At 61.9% G+C, this 20,710-nt stretch carries 19 protein-coding genes; 4 read left to right on the forward strand and 15 right to left on the reverse strand.

Translation table 11 applies throughout. The features are described from left to right. Positions 1-66 precede the first annotated feature (66 nt). From pyk to gcl, 5 genes are all read right to left on the reverse strand, one after another. Positions 67-1,482 carry a pyruvate kinase gene (gene pyk, locus F6X59_RS25595; protein WP_152958888.1) on the reverse strand — a complete coding sequence of 472 codons (1,416 nt, stop codon included), beginning with the start codon at positions 1,480-1,482 and terminating at the stop codon, positions 67-69. Next, entirely contained in the window at positions 1,479-2,753 is a 1,275-nt protein-coding gene (locus tag F6X59_RS25600) for a glycerate kinase (protein WP_152958889.1), read from the reverse strand. Before F6X59_RS25600 ends, pyk begins: the two co-directional genes overlap by 4 nt. 136 nt (positions 2,754-2,889) lie before the next feature. After that, positions 2,890-3,783: a 2-hydroxy-3-oxopropionate reductase gene (locus F6X59_RS25605; RefSeq protein ID WP_008091658.1), complete on the reverse strand. Its 894-nt coding sequence runs from the start codon at positions 3,781-3,783 to the stop codon at positions 2,890-2,892. A gap of 50 nt (positions 3,784-3,833) precedes the next feature. Further along, on the reverse strand, positions 3,834-4,616 hold the full coding sequence (hyi, locus tag F6X59_RS25610; protein WP_152958890.1) for a hydroxypyruvate isomerase: 783 nt from the start codon (positions 4,614-4,616) through the stop codon (positions 3,834-3,836). A gap of 53 nt (positions 4,617-4,669) precedes the next feature. Beyond that, entirely contained in the window at positions 4,670-6,445 is a 1,776-nt protein-coding gene (gene gcl, locus F6X59_RS25615) for a glyoxylate carboligase (protein ID WP_152958891.1), read from the reverse strand. A 257-nt stretch (positions 6,446-6,702) separates the two neighbouring features. Here gcl and F6X59_RS25620 point away from each other — a divergent pair, with 257 nt between their 5' ends. Continuing rightward, positions 6,703-7,143 carry a heme-binding protein gene (locus F6X59_RS25620; protein ID WP_152958892.1) on the forward strand — a complete coding sequence of 147 codons (441 nt, stop codon included), beginning with the start codon at positions 6,703-6,705 and terminating at the stop codon, positions 7,141-7,143. A gap of 105 nt (positions 7,144-7,248) precedes the next feature. Here F6X59_RS25620 and F6X59_RS25625 read toward each other — a convergent pair whose 3' ends face one another. Then, positions 7,249-7,860 carry a TetR/AcrR family transcriptional regulator gene (locus F6X59_RS25625; protein ID WP_103446543.1) on the reverse strand — a complete coding sequence of 204 codons (612 nt, stop codon included), beginning with the start codon at positions 7,858-7,860 and terminating at the stop codon, positions 7,249-7,251. Between the two features lie 132 nt (positions 7,861-7,992). Here F6X59_RS25625 and F6X59_RS25630 point away from each other — a divergent pair, with 132 nt between their 5' ends. Beyond that, on the forward strand, positions 7,993-8,907 hold the full coding sequence (locus F6X59_RS25630) for a DUF808 domain-containing protein (protein WP_152958893.1): 915 nt from the start codon (positions 7,993-7,995) through the stop codon (positions 8,905-8,907). Between the two features lie 4 nt (positions 8,908-8,911). Here F6X59_RS25630 and F6X59_RS25635 read toward each other — a convergent pair whose 3' ends face one another. Next, positions 8,912-10,855, reverse strand: coding sequence for an LTA synthase family protein (locus F6X59_RS25635; protein ID WP_152958894.1), 1,944 nt, complete (start codon positions 10,853-10,855; stop codon positions 8,912-8,914). A gap of 161 nt (positions 10,856-11,016) precedes the next feature. Here F6X59_RS25635 and F6X59_RS25640 point away from each other — a divergent pair, with 161 nt between their 5' ends. Then, positions 11,017-11,310 carry a hypothetical protein gene (locus F6X59_RS25640; RefSeq protein ID WP_372240537.1) on the forward strand — a complete coding sequence of 98 codons (294 nt, stop codon included), beginning with the start codon at positions 11,017-11,019 and terminating at the stop codon, positions 11,308-11,310. A gap of 76 nt (positions 11,311-11,386) precedes the next feature. On the opposite strand, the gene F6X59_RS25645 is transcribed toward F6X59_RS25640, so the two are convergent. The 7 genes from F6X59_RS25645 to puuE all read right to left on the reverse strand — a co-directional run bounded on the left by F6X59_RS25645 (position 11,387) and on the right by puuE (position 18,371). Further along, a complete protein-coding gene (locus tag F6X59_RS25645) occupies positions 11,387-12,169 on the reverse strand; it encodes an outer membrane protein OmpK (RefSeq protein WP_103446549.1) in 783 nt (260 codons plus the stop codon). A 352-nt stretch (positions 12,170-12,521) separates the two neighbouring features. Then, complete coding sequence (locus F6X59_RS25650; protein WP_152958896.1) at positions 12,522-13,307, reverse strand: outer membrane protein OmpK; 786 nt, start codon at positions 13,305-13,307, stop codon at positions 12,522-12,524. Positions 13,308-13,451: 144 nt separating this feature from the next. Beyond that, entirely contained in the window at positions 13,452-14,807 is a 1,356-nt protein-coding gene (locus tag F6X59_RS25655) for a nucleobase:cation symporter-2 family protein (RefSeq protein ID WP_152958897.1), read from the reverse strand. A 196-nt stretch (positions 14,808-15,003) separates the two neighbouring features. Then, positions 15,004-16,332: a urate hydroxylase PuuD gene (locus F6X59_RS25660; RefSeq protein ID WP_027921247.1), complete on the reverse strand. Its 1,329-nt coding sequence runs from the start codon at positions 16,330-16,332 to the stop codon at positions 15,004-15,006. A gap of 45 nt (positions 16,333-16,377) precedes the next feature. Next, positions 16,378-16,881 (reverse strand): ureidoglycolate lyase, encoded by a 504-nt coding sequence (locus F6X59_RS25665; RefSeq protein WP_152958898.1) that lies wholly within the window; start codon positions 16,879-16,881, stop codon positions 16,378-16,380. Positions 16,882-16,929: 48 nt separating this feature from the next. Continuing rightward, entirely contained in the window at positions 16,930-17,445 is a 516-nt protein-coding gene (uraD, locus tag F6X59_RS25670; RefSeq protein ID WP_152958899.1) for a 2-oxo-4-hydroxy-4-carboxy-5-ureidoimidazoline decarboxylase, read from the reverse strand. Continuing rightward, entirely contained in the window at positions 17,445-18,371 is a 927-nt protein-coding gene (gene puuE, locus F6X59_RS25675; protein ID WP_346652329.1) for an allantoinase PuuE, read from the reverse strand. Before puuE ends, uraD begins: the two co-directional genes overlap by 1 nt. A 376-nt stretch (positions 18,372-18,747) precedes the next feature. Here puuE and uraH point away from each other — a divergent pair, with 376 nt between their 5' ends. Then, a complete protein-coding gene (uraH, locus tag F6X59_RS25680) occupies positions 18,748-19,101 on the forward strand; it encodes a hydroxyisourate hydrolase (RefSeq protein ID WP_054884130.1) in 354 nt (117 codons plus the stop codon). A gap of 144 nt (positions 19,102-19,245) precedes the next feature. On the opposite strand, the gene F6X59_RS25685 is transcribed toward uraH, so the two are convergent. Then, positions 19,246-20,595, reverse strand: a complete 1,350-nt coding sequence (locus F6X59_RS25685) for an NCS2 family permease (protein ID WP_372240539.1) — start codon at positions 20,593-20,595, stop codon at positions 19,246-19,248. Positions 20,596-20,710: the final 115 nt, after the last annotated feature.

Raw genomic sequence — 20,710 nt, forward strand, 5'->3', positions numbered from 1 at the left:
CGGTGGGCCTCTTTGGGCCTCGGTTTTCCGCCGGTCGGAACGGGGGCGCAAAGCGCCCCCGGCGTCTCAGGCCAAGGTCTCGATGCGCAAGGTGTTAGTCGAACCCGGCTTGCCGAAAGGCACGCCGGCAGTCACCAGCAGCGTGTCACCACGGCTGGCCATGCCTTGCGCCTGGGCGATTTCCAGCGCGGTGGAAACCACCTCGTCGACCTGGCGCAGGCGGTCGTTGACCACCGAGTGCACCCCCCAGGCCACGCTCAGGCGGCGTGCGGTGGCCAGGTTTGGCGTCAGGTTGAGGATCGGCGCCCGTGGCCGTTCGCGCGCGGCACGCAGGGTCGAGGCCCCCGACTCGCTGTAGTTGACCAGCACCGCCACCGGCAGGATGCCGCTGATACGGCGGATCGCGCAGCTGATGGCGTCCGACACGGTGGCCTCGGCCTTCGGCCGGCCAACGTCCAGTTGGGCCTGGTAGTCCGGGCCGTTCTCCACCTGGCGGATGATCTTGCTCATCATCTGCACGGCTTCCTGCGGGTAGTCGCCGGAGGCGGTTTCAGCCGACAGCATCACCGCGTCGGCGCCTTCGGCCACGGCGTTGGCCACGTCGGTGACTTCCGCTCGGGTCGGCGCTGGCGAGAAACGCATGGATTCGAGCATCTGGGTCGCCACCACCACCGGTTTGCCCAGCTGGCGGCAGGTGCCGATGATGCGCTTCTGGATCTGCGGCACGCTTTCGGCCGGCACTTCCACGCCCAGGTCGCCACGGGCCACCATGATCGCATCTGCCAGTTCTGCGATGGCTTGCAGTTGTTCGACTGCCGAAGGCTTTTCGATCTTGGCCATCAGGTAGGCGCGGTCGCCGATCAGCTGGCGCGCTTCGACGATGTCTTCCGGTCGCTGCACGAACGACAGGGCCACCCAGTCCACACCCAGCTCCAGGCCGAAGGCCAGGTCGCGGCGGTCTTTCTCGGTGAGCGGGGAGAGGTCGAGTACCGCTTGCGGCACGTTGACGCCCTTGCGGTCCGACAGCTCGCCACCGTTCAGCACTTCGGTGTCGATCGCGTCAGTGTGCTTGGCAGTCACCCGCAGGCGCAGCTTGCCGTCGTCGAGCAGCAGGTCCATGCCTGGCTCCAGCGCAGCGATGATTTCCGGGTGTGGCAGGTTGACCCGGCGGCTGTCGCCCGGGGTCTTGTCCAGGTCCAGGCGCAGGGCCTGGCCGCGTTGCAGCTGGACCTTGCCTTCAGCGAAGCGGCCGACGCGCAGCTTCGGCCCTTGCAGGTCCATGAGGATGCCCAGCGGGTAGTTCAACTGTTGCTCGACTTCGCGGATCCACTGGTAGCGCAGGGCGTGGTCGGCGTGCTCGCCGTGGCTGAAGTTGAGGCGGAAGATGTTCACCCCGGCTTCGACCAACTGGCGGATGTCGTCGATGCCTTTGATCGCAGGGCCGAGGGTGGCAAGGATCTTTACTTTTTTATCAGGCGTCATGATTGGGCAGTCTCAAGGATCAGGATGGCGCGGAAGTCGTTGACGTTGGTACGGGTCGGCTCGGTGACGATCAGGGCATCGAGCGCGGCGAAGTAGCCATAGCCGTTGTTGTTGTCCAGCTCATCGCTGGCCGACAGGCCCAGGGCTTCGGCGCGGGCATAACTGCTCGGGTTCATGAAGGCGCCAGCGTTCTCTTCCGAGCCGTCGATGCCATCGGTGTCACCGGCCAGGGCATACACGCCCGGCAGGCCTTTGAGGCTTTCGGTGAGGCTGAGCAGGAACTCGGCGTTGCGCCCGCCACGGCCATTGCCGCGCACGGTGACGGTGGTTTCACCGCCGGAGAGGATCACGCAAGGCGCCTTCAGTGGCTGGCCGTGCAGCACGATCTGCCGGGCAATGCCGGCGTGTACCTTGGCCACTTCGCGCGATTCACCTTCCAGGTCACCGAGGATCAGCGGGCTGAAACCGGCCTGGCGGGCTTTGACCGCAGCGGCTTCGAGCGACTGCTGCGGTTTGGCGATCAGTTGGAAGTGGCTGCGGGCCAAGGCCGGGTCATCGGCCTTGACGGTTTCCGAAGCAGGGTTGTTGAGCCAGTCGATGACGGCTTTCGGCGCTTCGATGTTGTAGCGCTTGAGGATTGCCAGGGCATCGGCCGAGGTGCTCGGGTCGGCCACGGTCGGGCCGGAAGCGATGACGGTGGCCAGGTCGCCAGGCACGTCGGAAATGGCATAGGTGTAGACGGTGGCTGGCCAGCAGGCCTTGGCCAGGCGGCCGCCCTTGATCGCCGAGAGGTGCTTGCGTACGCAGTTCATCTCGCCGATGGTGGCGCCGGATTTGAGCAGCGCCTTGTTGATCTGTTGCTTGTCAGCCAGGGTCAGGCCTTCTGCTGGCAGTGCCAGCAGGGCGGAACCACCACCCGACAGCAGGAAGATGACGCGGTCTTCTTCATTGAGGTTGCTGACCAGTTCCAGCACACGCTTGGCCACGGCCAGGCCGGCGGCGTCGGGGACCGGGTGAGCGGCTTCGACCACCTCGATCTTCTGGCAGTTGGCGCCGTGACCGTAACGGGTCACGACCAGCCCGGAGACTTCGCCCTGCCAGCTTTTTTCAACCACTTCGGCCATGGCGGCTGCGGCTTTGCCGGCGCCGATGACGATGACCCGGCCGCTACGGTCGGCGGGCAGGTAGGGTTCGAGCACTTGGCGTGGGTGGGCGGCGGCGATGGCTGTGTCGAACAGGTCGCGGAGAAGTTTTTGCGGATCGACCGACATGGCAGGCTCCCATTTATTGTTGTTCTGCAGAATCAAAAACGCCCCTGGAACTGCCTCCGTGCAGGCCGAACCAGGGGCGGGTGTTGCTCGGGGTCACGCTCGAGCCTGTGGTCGCAGGCTCAAGGGTGTGGACGTCTTACTTGTCGTCGCGGATCGAGAAGTTGGCCATGTGCTCCAGGCCTTTGATCAGCGCCGAGTGGTCCCAGTTGCCGCCGCCCAGGGCCTGGCAGGTGTTGAACACTTGCTGGGCATTGGAAGTGTTGGGCAGGTTGATGCCCAGTTCCTTGGCGCCTTGCAGGGCCAGGTTGAGGTCCTTCTGGTGCAGGTTGATGCGGAAGCCTGGGTCGAAGGTGCCTTTGATCATGCGCTCGGCGTGCACTTCGAGGATCTTCGACGATGCGAAGCCGCCCATCAGCGCTTCACGTACCTTGGCTGGGTCGGCGCCGTTCTTGGCGGCGAACAGCAGAGCTTCGGCAACGGCCTGGATGTTCAGGGCGACGATGATCTGGTTGGCGACCTTGGCGGTCTGGCCATCACCGTTGCCACCGACGCGGGTGATGTTCTTGCCCATGGCTTCGAACAGCGGCAGGGTGCGTTCGAAGGCTTTCGGGCAGCCACCGACCATGATGCTCAGGGTCGCGGCCTTGGCACCGACTTCACCGCCGGACACCGGGGCGTCCAGGTAGGCAGCGCCAGTGGCCTTGATCTTCTCGGCGAAGGCTTTGGTGGCGGTAGGGGAGATCGAGCTCATGTCGATCACTACCTTGTTCGGGCCCACGCCTTCGGCGACGCCGTTTTCACCGAACAGGACGCTTTCGACCTGTGGGGTGTCCGGCACCATGACGATGATGAACTCGGCTTCCTGGGCCACTTCCTTCGGGTTGGCCAGGGCCACTGCGCCCGCGGCGATCAGGTCGGCCGGTGCAGCGTCGTGGTGGGTGGAAACGAAGATGCTGTGACCTGCTTTTTGCAGGTTCTGCGCCATGGGCTTGCCCATGATGCCAGTGCCGAGGAAACCGATTTTAGCCATGAGAAATTACCTCTTTTATAGTTGTTCGCGGTCCCGATGGGAGCAGTGATTCAGATCGCGTTGTGCGTTTTCAGCCAGCCCAGGCCCGCTTCGGTGGTGGTCAGCGGCTTGTATTCCGCGCCCACCCAGCCCTGGTAGCCGATGCGGTCCAGGTGCTCGAACAGGAAGCGGTAGTTGATCTCGCCGGTGCCTGGTTCGTTGCGGCCTGGGTTGTCGGCCAGCTGGATGTGGTTGATCAGGTTCAGGTTGGCTTCCATGGTGCGAGCCAGGTCACCTTCCATGATCTGCATGTGGTAGATGTCGTACTGCAGGAACAGATTGTCGCTGCCGACTTCGGCCTGGATTTCCAACGCCTGTTGGGTGGTGTTCAGGTAGAAGCCTGGGATGTCGCGGGTGTTGATCATTTCCATGACCAGGCGGATCCCGGCGGCTTTCAGCTTGTCGGCGGCATACTTGAGGTTGTCGACGAAGGTCTTGCGCACGTCGGCGCACTGCAGGCCTTGTGGGCGAATACCCGCCAGGGCGTTGACCTGGGTGTTGCCCAGCACCTTGGCGTATTCGATGGCCTTGTCCACGCCAGCGCGGAACTCTTCGACGCGGTCGGGGTGGCAGGTGATACCGCGCTCACCTTTGGCCCAGTCGCCCGCCGGCAGGTTGAACAGCACCTGGGTCAGGCCGTTGGCATCCAGCTGCTGCTTGATTTCGGCTGCGCTGAAGTCGTACGGGAAGAGGTATTCGACGCCGCTGAAACCAGCGTCGGCGGCAGCCTTGAAGCGGGCCAGGAAGTCCTGTTCGGTGAACAGCATGGACAGGTTGGCAGCGAAGCGAGGCATGGGTTGTCTCCTTGCGATGAAGGCCCCCAGTAAAGCCTGGGGGCGTCAGGCGATCAGTCCAGCAGCGAGATGGCGGTTGGCGCGTCGTTGCCGACCAGAGCCAGGTCTTCGAACTCGTTGACCGCGTTGATCTCGGTGCCCATGGAAATGTTGGTCACACGCTCGAGGATCACTTCGACCACGACCGGCACGCGGAACTCTTCGGCCATCTTCTGTGCCTTGAGCAGGGCAGGGGCGATCTCGGCCGGCTCGAATACACGGATGGCCTTGCAGCCCAGGCCTTCGACCACGGCGACGTGGTCGACACCGTAGGTGGCAGCGTCGGTCGAGTTGATGTTCTCGAACGCCAGTTGTACACAGTAATCCATGTCGAAGCCACGCTGTGCCTGACGGATCAGGCCCAGGTAAGCGTTGTTCACCAGCACGTGGACGTACGGCAGGTTGAACTGCGCGCCCACCGCCAGCTCTTCGATCATGAACTGGAAGTCGTAGTCACCCGACAGCGCAACGACCTTGCGCTTCGGATCGGCTTTGACCACGCCCAGCGCGGCAGGAATGGTCCAGCCCAGCGGGCCGGCCTGGCCGCAGTTGATCCAGTGGCGTGGCTTGTACACGTGCAGGAACTGCGCGCCAGCGATCTGCGACAGGCCGATGGTGCTGACGTAGCAGGTGTCCTTGCCGAACACCTGGTTCATTTCTTCGTACACGCGCTGCGGCTTGACCGGCACGTTGTCGAAGTGGGTCTTGCGCTGCAGGCTCGCCTTGCGCTGTTGGCAGTCTTCCAGCCAGGCCTTGCGGCACTTCAGCTTGCCGGCGGCTTTCCACTCGCGGGCCACTTCGAGGAACACGTCCAGTGCCTTGCCAGCATCGGAAACGATACCCAGGTCCGGGGTGAACACGCGGCCGATCTGGGTCGGTTCGATGTCCACGTGCACGAACTTGCGGCCTTCGGTGTAGACGTCGACGGAACCGGTGTGGCGGTTGGCCCAACGGTTACCGATACCGAACACCAGGTCGGATTTCAGCAGGGTGGCGTTGCCGTAGCGGTGCGAAGTCTGCAGGCCGACCATACCGACCATCTGGGCGTGGTCGTCCGGGATGGTGCCCCAGCCCATCAGGGTCGGGATTACCGGTACGCCGGTCAGTTCGGCGAACTCGACCAGCTTGTCGCTGGCGTCGGCGTTGATGATGCCGCCACCGGCTACCAGCAGTGGGCGCTCGGCGTCATTGAGCAGGGCCAGGGCTTTTTCGGCCTGTACGCGGGTAGCGGACGGCTTGTTGATTGCCAGTGGCTCGTAGGCGTCGATGTCGAATTCGATTTCGGCCATCTGCACGTCGAACGGCAGGTCGATCAGCACAGGGCCTGGGCGGCCGGTGCGCATTTCATAGAAGGCCTTCTGGAAGGCGTAAGGCACCTGGCCTGGTTCCAGAACGGTGGTGGCCCACTTGGTGACTGGCTTGACGATGCTGGTGATATCGACAGCCTGGAAGTCTTCCTTGTGCAGGCGGGCACGGGGTGCCTGGCCGGTGATGCAGAGGATCGGGATGGAGTCGGCCGAGGCGCTGTACAGGCCGGTGACCATGTCGGTGCCGGCTGGGCCGGAGGTACCGATGCACACGCCGATGTTGCCTGGGTTGGCGCGGGTGTAGCCCTCGGCCATGTGCGAGGCGCCTTCGACGTGACGAGCGAGGACGTGATCGATGCCACCGACTTTCTTCAGGGCCGAGTACAGCGGGTTGATGGCAGCCCCCGGGATGCCGAACGCGGTATCTACACCTTCACGGCGCATGACCAGAACGGCTGCATCGATTGCTCTCATTTTGCTCATGGTTTGTGCCTCATTGATTTTGTAATTGTATACAACTTGCTTTGTGCCAGAGTGTATTCACGGCTGGCCGCTCAGGTCAACGGGTTTTCGTCGGACAAGACCGCTTTCGTTCGAGCGCCCGTGAAAACGGCGGTTTGCGATCTCGCATACGATCGTTTCAATTTATTGTATACAAAAATAGATTCAGTTGTGTTCTATTGGCTTATCGGTTTTTCACCTGCCCTCAGGGCTTCTCACAACAAGAAGAGGACCTTTCCATGAACGCTTTGAACCTGAAAGTCGCTGTCAGCCTGGTGAACGCCGCGCTGGCGGCGGGCCGCAAGATCAATGCAGCGCCGCTGACCGTGGCCGTGCTTGATGCCGGCGGGCACCTGCTGGCCTTGCAGCGCGAGGACGGCGCCAGCCTGATTCGCCCGCAAGTGGCCACCGGCAAGGCCTGGGGTGCGATTGCCCTGGGCAAGGGCTCGCGTCTGCTGGCGCTGGATGCACAGCAACGGCCGGCGTTTTTCGCGGCGTTGAACGGTTTGGGTGAGCAGCCGGTGGTGCCTGCGCCGGGCGGCGTGCTGATTCGTGATCAGGACGGCAAGGTGCTGGGAGCGGTGGGGATCAGCGGCGATACGTCGGATATCGACGAGCAATGCGCGATCAGTGCGATCGAAGAGGCGGGGTTGAAGGCGGATGCGGGTGTAGCGGCTTAATTCTTTGCTGCCTGATCTGGCGTGATCGCGGATAAATCCGCTCCTACAAGGATTACCACAGGCCTGTAGGAGCGGATTTTTCCGCGATGAATCCAGCGCCGATTGTCAGGCCACTTCAGGCTCACAGCCCTTGAGCACCATGCGTATGATGGTGTCGGCCGCAGCATCGTAATCGCTGTCGGCCAGCTTGGCCTTGCCGGTCACCGCCGAAATCTGCCAGTCGAAGTCGGCATAGGTCTGGGTCGCGGCCCAGATGCTGAACATCAGGTGATGAGCATCGACATGGGCGATCTGCCCGCGGTCGATCCAACGCTGGATGCACTCGATGTTGTGCCGGGCCTGCTCATTCAACTGCTCCACCTGGTTCGGCGACAGGTGCGGTGCGCCATGCATGATTTCGCTGGCGAACACCTTCGAGGCATGGGGCAGGTCACGCGAGATGCGGATCTTCGAGCGGATGTACGCACTCAACACTTCTTTCGGATCACCGTCGGCATTGAACGGCGTCGATGCCTGCATGATCGGCGCGATGATGCTCTCCAGGACCTCGCGATAGAGGTTGTCCTTGGATTTGAAGTAGTAATACACGTTCGGCTTGGGCAGGCCGGCCTTGGCAGCGATGTCGCTGGTCTTGGTGGCGGCGAAGCCCTTGTCGGCAAACTCTTCACTGGCTGCGCGCAGGATCAGCTCCTTGTTGCGCTCGCGAATAGTGCTCATGGTCAGGGATCTTCCTCGATAATGGCCACCTCTAAGAGGGATCGGGCATGGTAGCACCGCGCCCGACGGACGCTCAAGGCAGCGGCTTTGGGCTAGAATCCGGCACATTGTCTAATTTGGATACAAGCAAACATGGCAGGAAGCAGTCTATTGGTACTGATCGACGACATCGCCACGGTGCTCGACGATGTTTCGGTGATGACCAAGGTCGCGGCAAAGAAGACCGCAGGCGTGTTGGGTGACGACCTGGCGCTCAATGCCCAGCAGGTCACCGGCGTGCGCGCTGAGCGCGAGATTCCGGTGGTGTGGGCGGTGGCCAAGGGCTCGCTGGTGAACAAGGCGATCCTGGTGCCGGCGGCGCTGTTGATCAGCGCGTTCATCCCTTGGGCAGTGACGCCGCTGCTGATGCTGGGTGGCGCCTACCTGTGCTTTGAAGGCTTCGAGAAGCTGGCGCACAAGTTTCTGCACAGCAAGGAAGAGGACGAAGTGCAGCACGAGGCGCGCAAGGAGGCCGTGGCCGATGCCACTGTCGACCTGGTGGCGTTCGAGAAAGCCAAGATCAAGGGTGCAGTGCGTACCGACTTCATCCTCTCCGCCGAAATCATCGCCATTACCTTGGGCATCGTCGCCGACTCGCCGCTGACGCAGCAGATCATCGTGCTGTCGGGCATCGCGGTGGTCATGACCATCGGTGTGTACGGGCTGGTGGGCGGTATCGTCAAGCTTGACGACCTGGGGCTGTGGATGACCCAGAAGTCGTCGCAGCTGGCCCGTTCGATCGGCAACGGCATCCTGCGGGCCGCACCCTACATGATGAAGAGCCTCTCAGTGATCGGCACCGCGGCGATGTTCCTGGTCGGTGGCGGGATTCTGGTACACGGGGTGGCGCCCCTGCATCACGCGGTCGAGGCGTTCAGCGAGGGGCGCGGAGGGGCACTGACCAGCGGCCTGCTCAATGGCCTGGCCGGTGTGCTGGCCGGGGCCGTGGTGCTGGCGGTGGTGGCTGCTGCGGGGAAACTGTGGCGGGCGCTGCGGCCCGCCACATGAGGGCTCACTTGCCGGTTGCGATGCCTTGCTCCTCGGGCTTCCAGGCCAGCAGGCCCTGGCTGAAGCCGTGGGCCGCACTCTGGTAGTAGGCGATTGCCCGGCGGATCAGTGGGTTGTCGCTGGTGACCGTGGTTTCCCGGCTTTTGCCCAAGGCGTCTTCATGCACACGCATGCCGCCACGTGGGCTGAGAATGGCCAGGTTGTTGCCGTCGAACAGCCCCAGGTGCTGGTAGTTGCCGATCAGCACGCGTGGCGGCAGGTCGTCTTCCTTGAGCAGGTCGCGGCCGAAGAAGGTCGAGGTGTAGTCGAAGTTGAGCAAGCCCAGCAGGGTAGGTGCCAGGTCGATCTGGCTGGCCAGCTTGCTGTCTTCGCGGGGCTCGACCATTTTCGGTGCGTAGATCCACAGCGGGATCTGGTAGTTGTTCACCGGCAGGTCCTCGACCCCGGCGCTACCGGCCGTGTGGTCGGCGACAAAGACGAACAGGGTGTTGTCGAACCACGGCTTGCCCTTGGCTTCCTTGAGGAACTGGGCGATGGCATGGTCGGTGTACTTCACCGCGCCTTCGCGGCCGTCGCCTGACGGGATGTCGATGCGGCCGTCCGGGTAGGTGTAGGGACGGTGGTTCGAGGTGGTCATCAGTTGCAGGAAGAACGGCTTTTGCTGGGCGAAATCGGCATCGGCCAGCTTGAGGGTCTGCCGGTACAGGTCCTCGTCAGCCATGCCCCAGGCGTTCTTGAAGCTGATTTCGCTTTCATCGACGCTGCTCTGGTCGACAATGCGGTAGCCGTTGCCGCTGAAGAAGGCATTCATGTTGTCGAAGTAGCCGCGCCCGCCGTAGACGAAGACGGCGTCGTAGCCTTTGGCGGTCAGTTGCTGGCCAAGGCTGGCGTAACCGCTTTCGCGGCCGATGCGCTTGACGATCGAGCGGCCCGGGGTGGGCGGGATCGACAGGGTGATGGCTTCCAGGCCGCGGTCGGTACGGGTGCCGGTGGCGTAGAAGTTGTTGAAGTACAGGCTCTCGCGGCGCAGGGCGTCGAGGTTCGGCGTGAGGTTGCGCGCATCGCCGTTGCTGCCCATGTACTTGGCGCTGAAGCTTTCGATGGTCACCAGGATGATGTTCGGGGTGCGCTGCTCGCCGTTGGCACTGATGTGGCGGCGGATGTCCTGAGGCTCCTGGCCCTGGAAGCTGGCATTGGGTTCGGCCAGTTCCTGGTGCATCTGCGCGCCGACTTCACCGGCGCCGAGGCTGGCGTAGAACTGGGTGTAGTCCAGTTCGTTGTTACGGAAGGCGGCGAAGAACTGGTAAGGGCCGTTGCTGGCCAGTTCGCGCTGGTAGGCGTTGCCGCCCTGGCCGCGTGGGAACTGCTGGTCGATGACCACGATGTTCAGGCCGACCAGCACGGCCAGCACGCCCAGCCCGGAGAAGCGCTGGCGTGAGGTGGCGGCGGGGCCGGCGAGGGCCTGGGCCAGCGGTTTGCGCAACAGCAGAGCGAGCAGGGCTGCGGCCACCGCGATGCCGCTGAGCAGTGCCGGCAGTGGGTAGGACTCGCGGATGTTGTCCAGCACTTCCTTGGAATACACCAGGTAGTCGACAGCGATAAAGTTGAAGCGTACGCCGAATTCATCCCAGAACAGCCACTCGGCCACGGCGACGAACAGCATCACGAACAGGCTGACCACCAGCAAACCGCCGAGCAGCCAGCGGTTGGCAGGCGAGCGCCACAGCCTGTTCGGGCACAGCGCCAGGTACACACCCAGCGGCAGGGCCGTGTAGATGAGGAAGCTCAGGTCGTAGATGGCCCCGTCGAAGAAGATCGAGAAATAATTGCCGCTGACCTCATCCAGATGAGTCACCAGCAATAGGATTCGTGTCAGCAGGAATATGCCGAACCAGGTTGAGCAAAGCAGCAGCAGATAGCGCCATGGCGCGGCGAGGGAAGTACGCATCAAGTTGGCCTGTTTTCTTTCTTGGTTGTGCGAGGGCAACGAGTCTAGTCGAAAATTTGCAAAAATATTGTCAAAAAATCGCCGTACAGGCGAAGGCGATGGCTTTATAGTCGTAACTAGCTTTTTCAGACTTGATCGGGAGGAAAAACCCACATGTCGGTGTGCTGACTTACGACGCCTATCACCTGGCGCTCTACCTGCTCACAGCACTGGCGTGGGGGGCTTTGGGCTTTGGCTTCCTGCTGCGCAGCGCTGACACTCAGGCCCTTTACAAGTGCTGTGGGATGTTTGGCCTGGCATTGGCGATCAATTCGGTCATGCTGGTGCTGGATATCTTCCGGGTGATCCCGCACCACCAAGTAGAGTGGGTATTGCTGGTGTTTGGCATGTTACTGCCAGTGGTCATGTTTTTGACTCACAAGGCAATATTTGTAGTAAGTAAGATAAAGTCTTAAAACGCTGTAAGCGTAAACTTACAAAGTGGTTGAATGACGGCGCCGTCAAATAACGGCGCTGTCACGATTGCGCCGATCAGAAGTGCACTTTTACCAAGAGACTCATGGTGTTCTGGTCGGTGGTGAAGCCATCGCTGTCCTTGATGCCGTACTTGTCCTTCCAGTAGTCGTACTCGACACCCACATACAGCTGCTTCTCGCCCAGGTGCAGGGCTTTGCCCAGGTCGTACTTGATCTGCGGGTTGAAGTGCAGGTTGGCGTGGTAGGTGCCGTGACGGTTCTCGTCATTGTCGACGACCCAGTCCATGAAGCCATCGATCAGCACATCCGAGTCACCGACCGGAATGGTGTAGGACCAGACCGGGGTGATCTGCCAGACATTGTTGCCCGCGCGGCTGCCTTCAGGCATGCGGTTGTAGAAGTTCAGCTGGAAGTAGTCGAAGCCCGGAATGTTCAGGTCGAAGCCTGGGCCGATCAGGTACGACTCGACGTCACCCTCGCCAAACTCGTAGGTCGCGGCCAGCAGCACGTCCTTGACCGGGCCGAACTCGAGCTTCTGGTCGAAGATCTTGCCGAACGACAGGCGCGGGCTGAATTCGCCGTAGTAGCTGTTGGGGCCGTTATTGGCGTCCTTCTTGCCCTGGTAGAAGATCTTGTCGACGAAGAAGAAGTTGTCGCCGTACTTCCAGCCATCGGCGTGCTCGAAGGTGAAGGTTTGCTGAGTATCGGGGTTGACCTTGAAGTTCTTGCCCCACAGGTAGGTCAGGCTGTTGTTCTGCCACTGCAGCAGGTCGCCGGCGAAGGTGGTGCCGCAGGCCAGCAGGCCGCCCGCGAGAATCAGGCTGTTGATGGTACGCATTGCGAGTGTCGCTCCCTTGATTGATCTGTTGTCAGCGCTCGTTACCGGCGCTTTTTTGTCTTTTGAGTCAGCTTTTTTCGATTGGCCACACTTGTTTGGCAAGAGCTGCGCCAACTTTCGGGGTTAGCTGCTACCTTCCTGCTCGACTCGTTCTGAACGGATGAAAATGGGTGTTTCAGGCTGGCAACACGTTGGCCAACCGCCCGAATTCATTGACTGAGCGGTCAGTAAACGCAGGCAGAATCCATCCTGCCCTGATCGAGGGGGCGCGCAGATTACTGGCTTGCGCGCCGCGCCTCAAGTGCTCCGTCCTGGAGCACGGTGATTCAAACCTGTGCGTTTGGTCAGATTTTCAGAAGTGCACTTTGATCAGGGCACTGGCGACACTCTGATTGCTGTCCAGGTTGCCGCGGCTGTCGATGCCGTACTTGTCTTTCCAGTAGCTGTACTCGAAGCCGACGTACAGCTGCTTGGCGCCGATGTTCAGGGCCTTGCCCAGGTCGTATTTGACCTGCGGGTTGAAGTGCAGGTTGGCGTGGTAGGTGCCACGGTTGTTCTGGTCGTTGTCGGTGACCCAGTCCATGTAGCCATCGATCAGAATGTCGGATTTGCCCACAGGGATGGTGTAGGACCAGCCGGGGGTGATCTGCCAGACGTTGTCACCGGGGCGGTCACCCTCGGTGTTGCGCACGTAGAAGTTCAGGGTGAAATAGTTGAAGCCGGGAATGTCCAGGTCGAAGCCGGGGCCGATCAGGTAGGCCTCGTTGTCGCCTTCGCCACGTTCATAGGTCATCGCCAGCAGCACGTCCTTGATCGGGCCGAAGGCGAGCTTCTGGTCGAAGATCTTGCCAAACGACAGGCGTGGGCTGAACTCACCGTAGTAGGTGTCCTCGCCTTTGCTGCGGTCAGCCTTGCCGTTGTAGAAGATCTTGTCGACGAAGAAGAACGTGTCGCCGTACTTCCATTTGTTGGCGTGCTCGAAAGTGATGGTCTGCTGGATATCGGGGTTGATCTTGAAGTCCTTGCCGTACAGGTACGTCAGGCTTTCGCCGTGCCACAGCAGCCAATCGCCTGCATGGGCGGGGAGGGTGGCCAGCAGGCTGCTGCCCAGCAGCAGGGACGAGGTGATGCGCTTCATGTTGTGATTCCCGGACTTATTGTTTTTGTTGGCGGTTTTTTCGGCGCGCAGGCGCCCCGAGCGGCCCATTCCGGCGGGCCGACGGTGAAGCGGTTACGGCGGATAGTGAACAGGGGCGGCACACTGCGCCGCCCCGCTCAGGGCTCAATGTTGGTGGCAGGCGTCGTTATGCACGGCGCGCTCGGCACCACCGAGGATGTTGAACAGCACGTTGAGCACCAGGGCACTGACCGTGGCCATGGCAATCCCGCTGTGGGTGATGGGTTCCATCCACTGCGGCATCTGCGCGAAGAACTCCGGCTTGACCACAGGGATCAGGCCGAAGCCGACGCTTACCGCCACCAGCAGCTGGTTGCGGCGGTCGCCGATGTCGGCTTCCTGGAGGATCTTGATCCCGGTGGCGGTGACCATGCCGAACATGGCGATGGACGCGCCGCCCAGTACCGCGGGCGGGATCGAGGCAATCAGGAAGGCTGCCTTGGGCAGCAGGCTGAGCATGATCAGCAGTGCGCCTGCGGTTATCGTGACGTAGCGGCAACGCACGCCAGTCATCTGCACCAGGCCGATGTTCTGGGCGAACGAGGAGTGGGTGAAGGTGTTGAAGAAACCGGCGATGAACGACGCGCCGGCATCGCACAACAGGCCGCGACGCAGCATCCCTGGTGTCACTTCACGGTCTGTCACCTTGCCCAGGGCGAGGAACATGCCCGTCGACTCGACGAAGATGATCACCACTACCAGGCACATCGACAGGATCGGCGCCAGGCTGAAGGTCGGCATGCCGAAGTGCAGTGGGGTGACCACTTGCAGCCACGGCGTGTCGCTCAGGCCCGACAGGTCGACCATGCCGATGGAACCGGCGAGGATGTAGCCAAGGCCCATGCCCACCAGCACCGACACGTTGACCCAGAAGCCGCGCATGAAGCGGTTGATCAACAGGATGACGGCCAGCACCAGGCCAGCCACCAGCAGGTAGATCGGCGAGCCGAAGGTCGTGGCGTCCTGGCCACCACCGGCCCAGTTGACTGCGACCGGGAACAGCGACAGGCCAATCGAGGTGATCACCGTGCCGGTGACCAGTGGTGGGAAGAAGCGTACGACCTTGGACATGAACGGCGCGATCAGCATGCCGAAGAACCCGGCAGCGATGGTCGCGCCGAAGATCCCCTGCAGGCCCACGCCCGGCATGCCGGCCATGGCCACCATGCTGCCGACGGCAGCGAAGCTGGCACCCATCATCACCGGCATGCGGATCCCGACCGGGCCGATCCCGAACGACTGGATGATGGTGGCGACACCGGCGACCAGCAGGTCGGCGTTGATCAGGAAAGCGACTTCTTCACGGGACAAACCAGCGGCCTGGCCGATGATCAGAGGGACGGCAATCGCCCCCCCGTACATCAGCAGTACATGTTGCAGGCCAACCAGGAACAGTTGGAACAGGGGCAGAGGCTGTCGCGGCGGCGCAACTGGAATGTACGCCTTGCGTGACTCGGACATGCAGCACCTCGAGTTTTGTTTTTATTCTCGGATCCAAGCGCCGGTCGCAAGCGGCGGGCCAAGGCAGCCCGGGTTTCCCGCCAGCAGTCGAACGCTCGATGCTTGCTTGTTGCGTATGTCTTGAAACAGAGGCCGGATTTACCGGCCTCTTCGCGGGCAAGCCCGCTCCCACAGGGAGAGCGGTGCGCCCGGTGGATCAGTTGACCTGAGCGCCTTTGGCGATCCAGTCACCGACGAGCTTGCGCTCTTCGGCAGTCATCTGGGTGATGTTGCCCAGCGGCATGATCTGGCTGGCAACCGCTTGCGCCTGAATGCGCGCGGCCTGGGCCTGGATCTGCTGCGGGGTGTCGAACATCACGCCGGCAGGTGCTGCGCTGAACAGTGGGCTGGTCGGTTTCGACGAGTGGCACACGCTGCAGCGTTCCTGGATGACTTTGTGGATCTTGTCGAAGTCGCCACCCGCGGCCTGTGCAGTTGCCTGGGCCGGGGCCTCGGCTGGTGCGGCTGGTGCTTCGGCGGCCTTGGCGGCTTCCTCGGCGCGCAGCTCGGCGGCGGTCTTGCCACCGACGGCGGTGGCGGGCAGTGGCTGGTACTCGACCTTCGCTGCGGCCTGCTCAGGGCTGACTGCCATCGGCTTGGGGCCGGTGACATAGGCCAGGCAGATCATCGCCAGGGCACCGACCGGCAAGGTCCAGGCGTACTTGTTGCTGTCGTGGCGGGTGTTGAAGTAGTGGCGGATCAGAACCGCGGCTACTGCAATGCCGGCCAGGATCAGCCAGTTGTACTGGCTACCGTAGGTGCTCGGGAAGTGGTTGCTGATCATGATGAACAGCACCGGCAGGGTGAAGTAGTTGTTGTGACGCGAGCGCAGCAGGCCCTTGGCCGGCAGTACCGGGTCCGGGGTCTGGTTGTTCTCGATCGCCGCCACCAGCTGGCGCTGGGCCGGCATGATGATGCGGAACACGTTACCGACCATGATGGTGCCGATGATCGCGCCGGTGTGCAGGTACGCACCACGGCCGCTGAACACCAGGCTGAAGCCGAAGCAGGCGGCAATGATCAGGACGAACAGCACGGCGCCGAGCAGGGCAGGGTGCTTGCCCAGTGGCGAGTCGCACAGGAAGTCGTAGATGAACCAGCCGGCAACCAGCGAACCGATACCGATGGCCACGCCTTCGGCACCGCTCAGGGTGCTGCCGGGGGCCAGCAGGTAGAGGCTCGGGTTCCAGTAGAACACCACGCACAGCAGGGCGATACCGGACATCCAGGTGAAGTAGGCTTCCCATTTGAACCAGTGCAGGTTCTCGGGCATTTTCGGGGGTGCGAGCTTGTATTTCTCCAGGTGGTAGATACCACCGCCGTGAATCGCCCAGAGATCACCCGACAACCCATCGCGCGGGTTGCTTCGGTTCAGGTGGTTCTCCAGCCAGACGAAGTAGAACGATGCACCGATCCAGGCCACGCCGGTGATCATGTGAACCCAGCGAATGCTCAGGTTCAGCCATTCGTGAAGGTGTGCTTCCACAGTATGTACCTCTGCCGATCACCGTGAACGATGACCGACCTTTTCTTATTGGTGGGGATTGAGGATCAGCATCTGTTCCTCGGTGAAGTAATGCTCATCGCAGTTGTTGCCAGAACCACTGCGATCAACCACCAGGAAGTCATCCCGCTTTTCGATCGTCAGCACCGGGTGGTGCCAGACGCCGCGATGGTAATTAACGCCCTGCCTGCCGTTACTACGGAAGGCACGGACCAAACCTGATACAGGTGCATCGCCAACGGGCGCGACCACGATCAGAAAGGGGTTGCCGAGCAGCGGGATGAAAGCCTGGCTGCCCAGCGGATGGCGCTCCAGCATGCGCACGGTCAGCGGCATGTCCTGCGCGTCGGCGCGGAAGATGCTGATGATCGCCTTGTCTTCAGGCTCGGCGGTCTCGACCGTGGCGAGCTTGTGGAAGCGCATGGTCGAGCCGTTGTTGATCATGAAGTGGTCGCTGCCATCGGTTTCGATCACGTCTCCGAATTCGGCGAAGGCTTCTTTGGTCAGGGGCTCGATCGTCAGGGTGCGCATGCGGATTCTCTTCTATTGTTCGTTTTTCAAATAAGGTTCGGCTGTTGCTTACAGCTGCAGCAGGCGGAACAGGGCGATCAGGTTGATCTGCGCCAGGGCTTCCTTGAATTCGGCATCGGCATCGTTGTGGATGCGTTTTTCAAAGGAGGCGAGGATCTGGTGCCGGTTGCTACCTTTTACCGCCATGATGAACGGGAACTGGAACTTGGCCTTGTAGGCGTCGTTCAGTTCGGTGAAACGGGCGAACTCTTCGGCGGTGCACTGGTGGATACCGGCGCCGGCCTGCTCGTTGGTGCTCGATTCGGTCAGCTCGCCCTGGATGGCGGCCTTGCCGGCCAGGTCCGGGTGAGCGTTGATCAGCGCCAGTTGGTCGGCGTGGTTGGCGCTGAGCAGGATGTCGCTCATGCGCTGGTGCAGCGCCTCGATCTCGTCCAGTTCGTCCAGCTGGCCCAGGTCGTAGGCTTTTTCGGCGACCCATGGCGAGTGCTCATAGATGTCGGCGAACGCCGCGACGAAGGCGTCACGGGACAGGGTGGAGGGCTTGAGGGTTTTGAAGGCGGTCATCAGGCGTTCTCTTTCTTGTACGGGTGGGTGGCGTACCAGTGGCGGGCAATGTCCACGCGACGGGCGAACCAGACCTGATCGTGGCTTTTGGCGTAGTCGACGAAACGCTTGAGCGCGGCCAGGCGCGCCGGGCGGCCGACCAGGCGGCAGTGCAGGCCGATGGACAGCATCTTCGGGGCGTCGCTGCCTTCGGCGTACAGCACATCGAAGGCGTCTTTCAGGTACTGGAAGAACTGCTCGCCACAGTTGAAGCCCTGCACCTGGGTGAAGCGCATGTCGTTGGTGTCGAGGGTGTACGGGATCACCAGGTGTGGCTTGCCGGTCGGGTTGTTCGGTTCCCAGTAGGGCAGGTCGTCGTCGTAGGTGTCGCTGTCATAGAGGAAGCCACCTTCCTCCATCACCAGGCGGCGGGTGTTCGGGCCGGTGCGGCCGGTGTACCAGCCCACCGGGCGTTCGCCGGTGAGTTCGGTGAGGATGCGGATGGCTTCGAGCATGTGCTCGCGCTCCTGGGCCTCGTCCATGTTCTGGTAGTCGATCCAGCGGTACCCGTGGCTGCAGATCTCGTGGCCGGCTTCGGCCATGGCGCGGATCACATCGGGGTGGCGCTGGGCGGCCATGGCCACGGCGAAGACGGTCAGGGGTACCCCGCTGTCCTTGAACAGCTTGAGCAGGCGCCAGACGCCGGCGCGGCTGCCGTACTCGTACAGCGATTCCATGCTCATGTTGCGCTGGCCCTGCAGCGGCTGGGCAGCGACCATTTCGGAGAGGAAGGCTTCGGACTCTTTGTCACCGTGCAGGATGTTGCGTTCGCCGCCTTCTTCGTAGTTGAGGACGAAAGACAGCGCGATGCGAGCGTTGCCCGGCCATTGCGGGTGAGGAGGGTTGTTGCCGTAACCGATCAGGTCGCGAGGGTAGTCAGCGCTCACTGCAGTCTTCCTTCTTGTGTGTTAGTGCGGGGTGGGCGGGCCGCGTCGGGATGTCGCACCACCGGATGGGCTGATTGTATACAACTTCTGAAATCTTTTGTAAGCCTGTTTTTCCGCATTTCTTCCCTTTTGTCGCATGAGAATCCGTTGCAAGAAACCTGCCTGTTTGGTCAGTTAATGGCGTTAGGCTCTGCACAGCGCCTGTATTTGTGACTGATGGCTGGTTGGCGGGGCTCGCGACGCAAGGGCTTAAAAAATTGTGTACAATCTAGCGCTGAAATGTCTTAATGGCCTCATTCCCGCACATCGCAGGCCCCATGCTGGGGCATTCGCTGTGTATTTTTTGCCCATAGATTGAACAAGAGGCGACAAGCAGATGGGACGTTTGACCACACACGTACTGGATGCCGCGCATGGCTGCCCAGGCAGCTCGATCAAGGTCGAGCTGTACCGCGTCGAAGGCCAGCAACTGGAGCTGGTGAACACTGCCCTGACCAACAGCGATGGCCGCGTCGACGCCCCGCTGCTGCAGGGTGACGATTACCGTACCGGCGTCTACCAGCTGCAGTTCAGTGCTGGCGCCTACTACCGTGCCCGCGGCGTGCAGCTGCCGGACACGGCGTTTTTGGATGTTGTCGTGCTGCGTTTCGGCATCGATGAAAAGCAGGAGCACTACCACGTGCCGCTGCTGATCTCGCCGTACAGCTATTCGACCTACCGCGGAAGCTAGTTGGTCGCTAGAAGAATCTTCGTAGGTCCTTTGGCCCGCTCTCACACTGGCGGGCTTTTTTTCGTCTGCTGTTTTTGTGTGGCCGGTACAGGTTGAATGAATAAAGAAAGGGCGCCGAAGCGCCCTTGGTTGGTGCGGTGAGGCTCAGAGGAACACGAACTTGGCAATGAAGATCACGCACAGTACCCACAGGCTGGCGGAGATTTCCTTGTATTTGCCGGTACCCGCCTTCAACGCCACATAGCTGATGAAGCCCAGGGCAATACCATCGGCGACCGAGAAGGTCAGCGGCATCATGATCACCGTGACGATCGCCGGAATGCTGTCGGTGGCTTCGTCCCAGTGGATATGCGCCATGCTGCCCATCATCAGCATCGCCACGTAGATCAGCGCGCCGGCAGTGGCATAGGCGGGAATCATCCCGGCCAGCGGGGCGAAGAACATTGCTGCGATGAACAACAGGCCGACTACCACCGCCGTCAGGCCAGTACGACCACCTGCGGCTACACCGGCAGCACTTTCCACGTAGCTGGTCACCGGTGGTACGCCGACCACCGCACCGAACACGCTCGACGCGCTGTCGGCCTTCAATGCCCGCGACAGGTTTTCGATGCGCCCGTCCGGTGCCACCAGGTTGGCCCGCTGGGCCACGCCCATCAGGGTGCCGGCGGTGTCGAACATGTGCACGAACAGGAACGCCAGCACCACGCTGATCATGCTGACGTTGAACACGCCGGCCACGTCCATGGCCATCCAGGTCGGTGCCAGGCTCGGCGGCATCGACATCACCCCGCCGAACTTGACCAGCCCCAGGCCCCAGCCGGCCAGGGTGACGCCGATGATGCTGATCAGGATCGCACCAAACACACGCTTGTAGCTGAGGATGGCAATCAGCAGGAAGCACAGCGCCGCCAGCAGCGGCCCTGGTTCATGCAGCGAACCCAGCTTGATCAGGGTGGCCGGGCTGGCAACGATGATGCCGGCAGTCTTCAGGCCGATCAGCCCGAGAAACAATCCGACGCCGGCCCCCATGGCATGGCGCAGGCTCACCGGGATGCTGTTGAGCAGCCACTCGCGCACGCGTGACAGGGTCAGGAACATGAACAGCACACCCGAGACGAATACCGCCCCCAGCGCCGTTTCCCAGTTGTAGCCCATGGTGCCGACCACGGTGTAGGTAAAGAAGGCATTGAGCCCCATGCCCGGCGCCAGGCCCACCGGCCAGTTGGCGTACAGGCCCATCAGCAGGCAGCCCAGCGCGGCAGCGATGCAGGTGGCGACGAAGGCGGCACCATGGTCGATGCCGGCGTCGGCCATGATGTTGGGGTTGACGAAGATGATGTAGGCCATGGTGATGAAGGTGGTCACCCCGGCGATCAGTTCGGTTCTGACAGTGCTGCCGTGTTGCTTGAGTTTGAAAATCCGCTCCAGCCAACTCGTTTCGAGCGGCGGCGCGAGATCCAGCGTAGGGGCTTCCGATTTGCGGCTTTCCACAGCATGTACTCCTCAAGTCTTTCTTGTTGTTGTGGGAGCCAGGGTCCTGAGCTATGCACTTGGTGGCTCCGCGAGGGGAAGGCAGACGTCTGACGCGTTTTGTTGACTTACGGGT

This window comes from Pseudomonas sp. MN1F, assembly GCF_009391885.1.
GTDB lineage: Bacteria > Pseudomonadota > Gammaproteobacteria > Pseudomonadales > Pseudomonadaceae > Aquipseudomonas.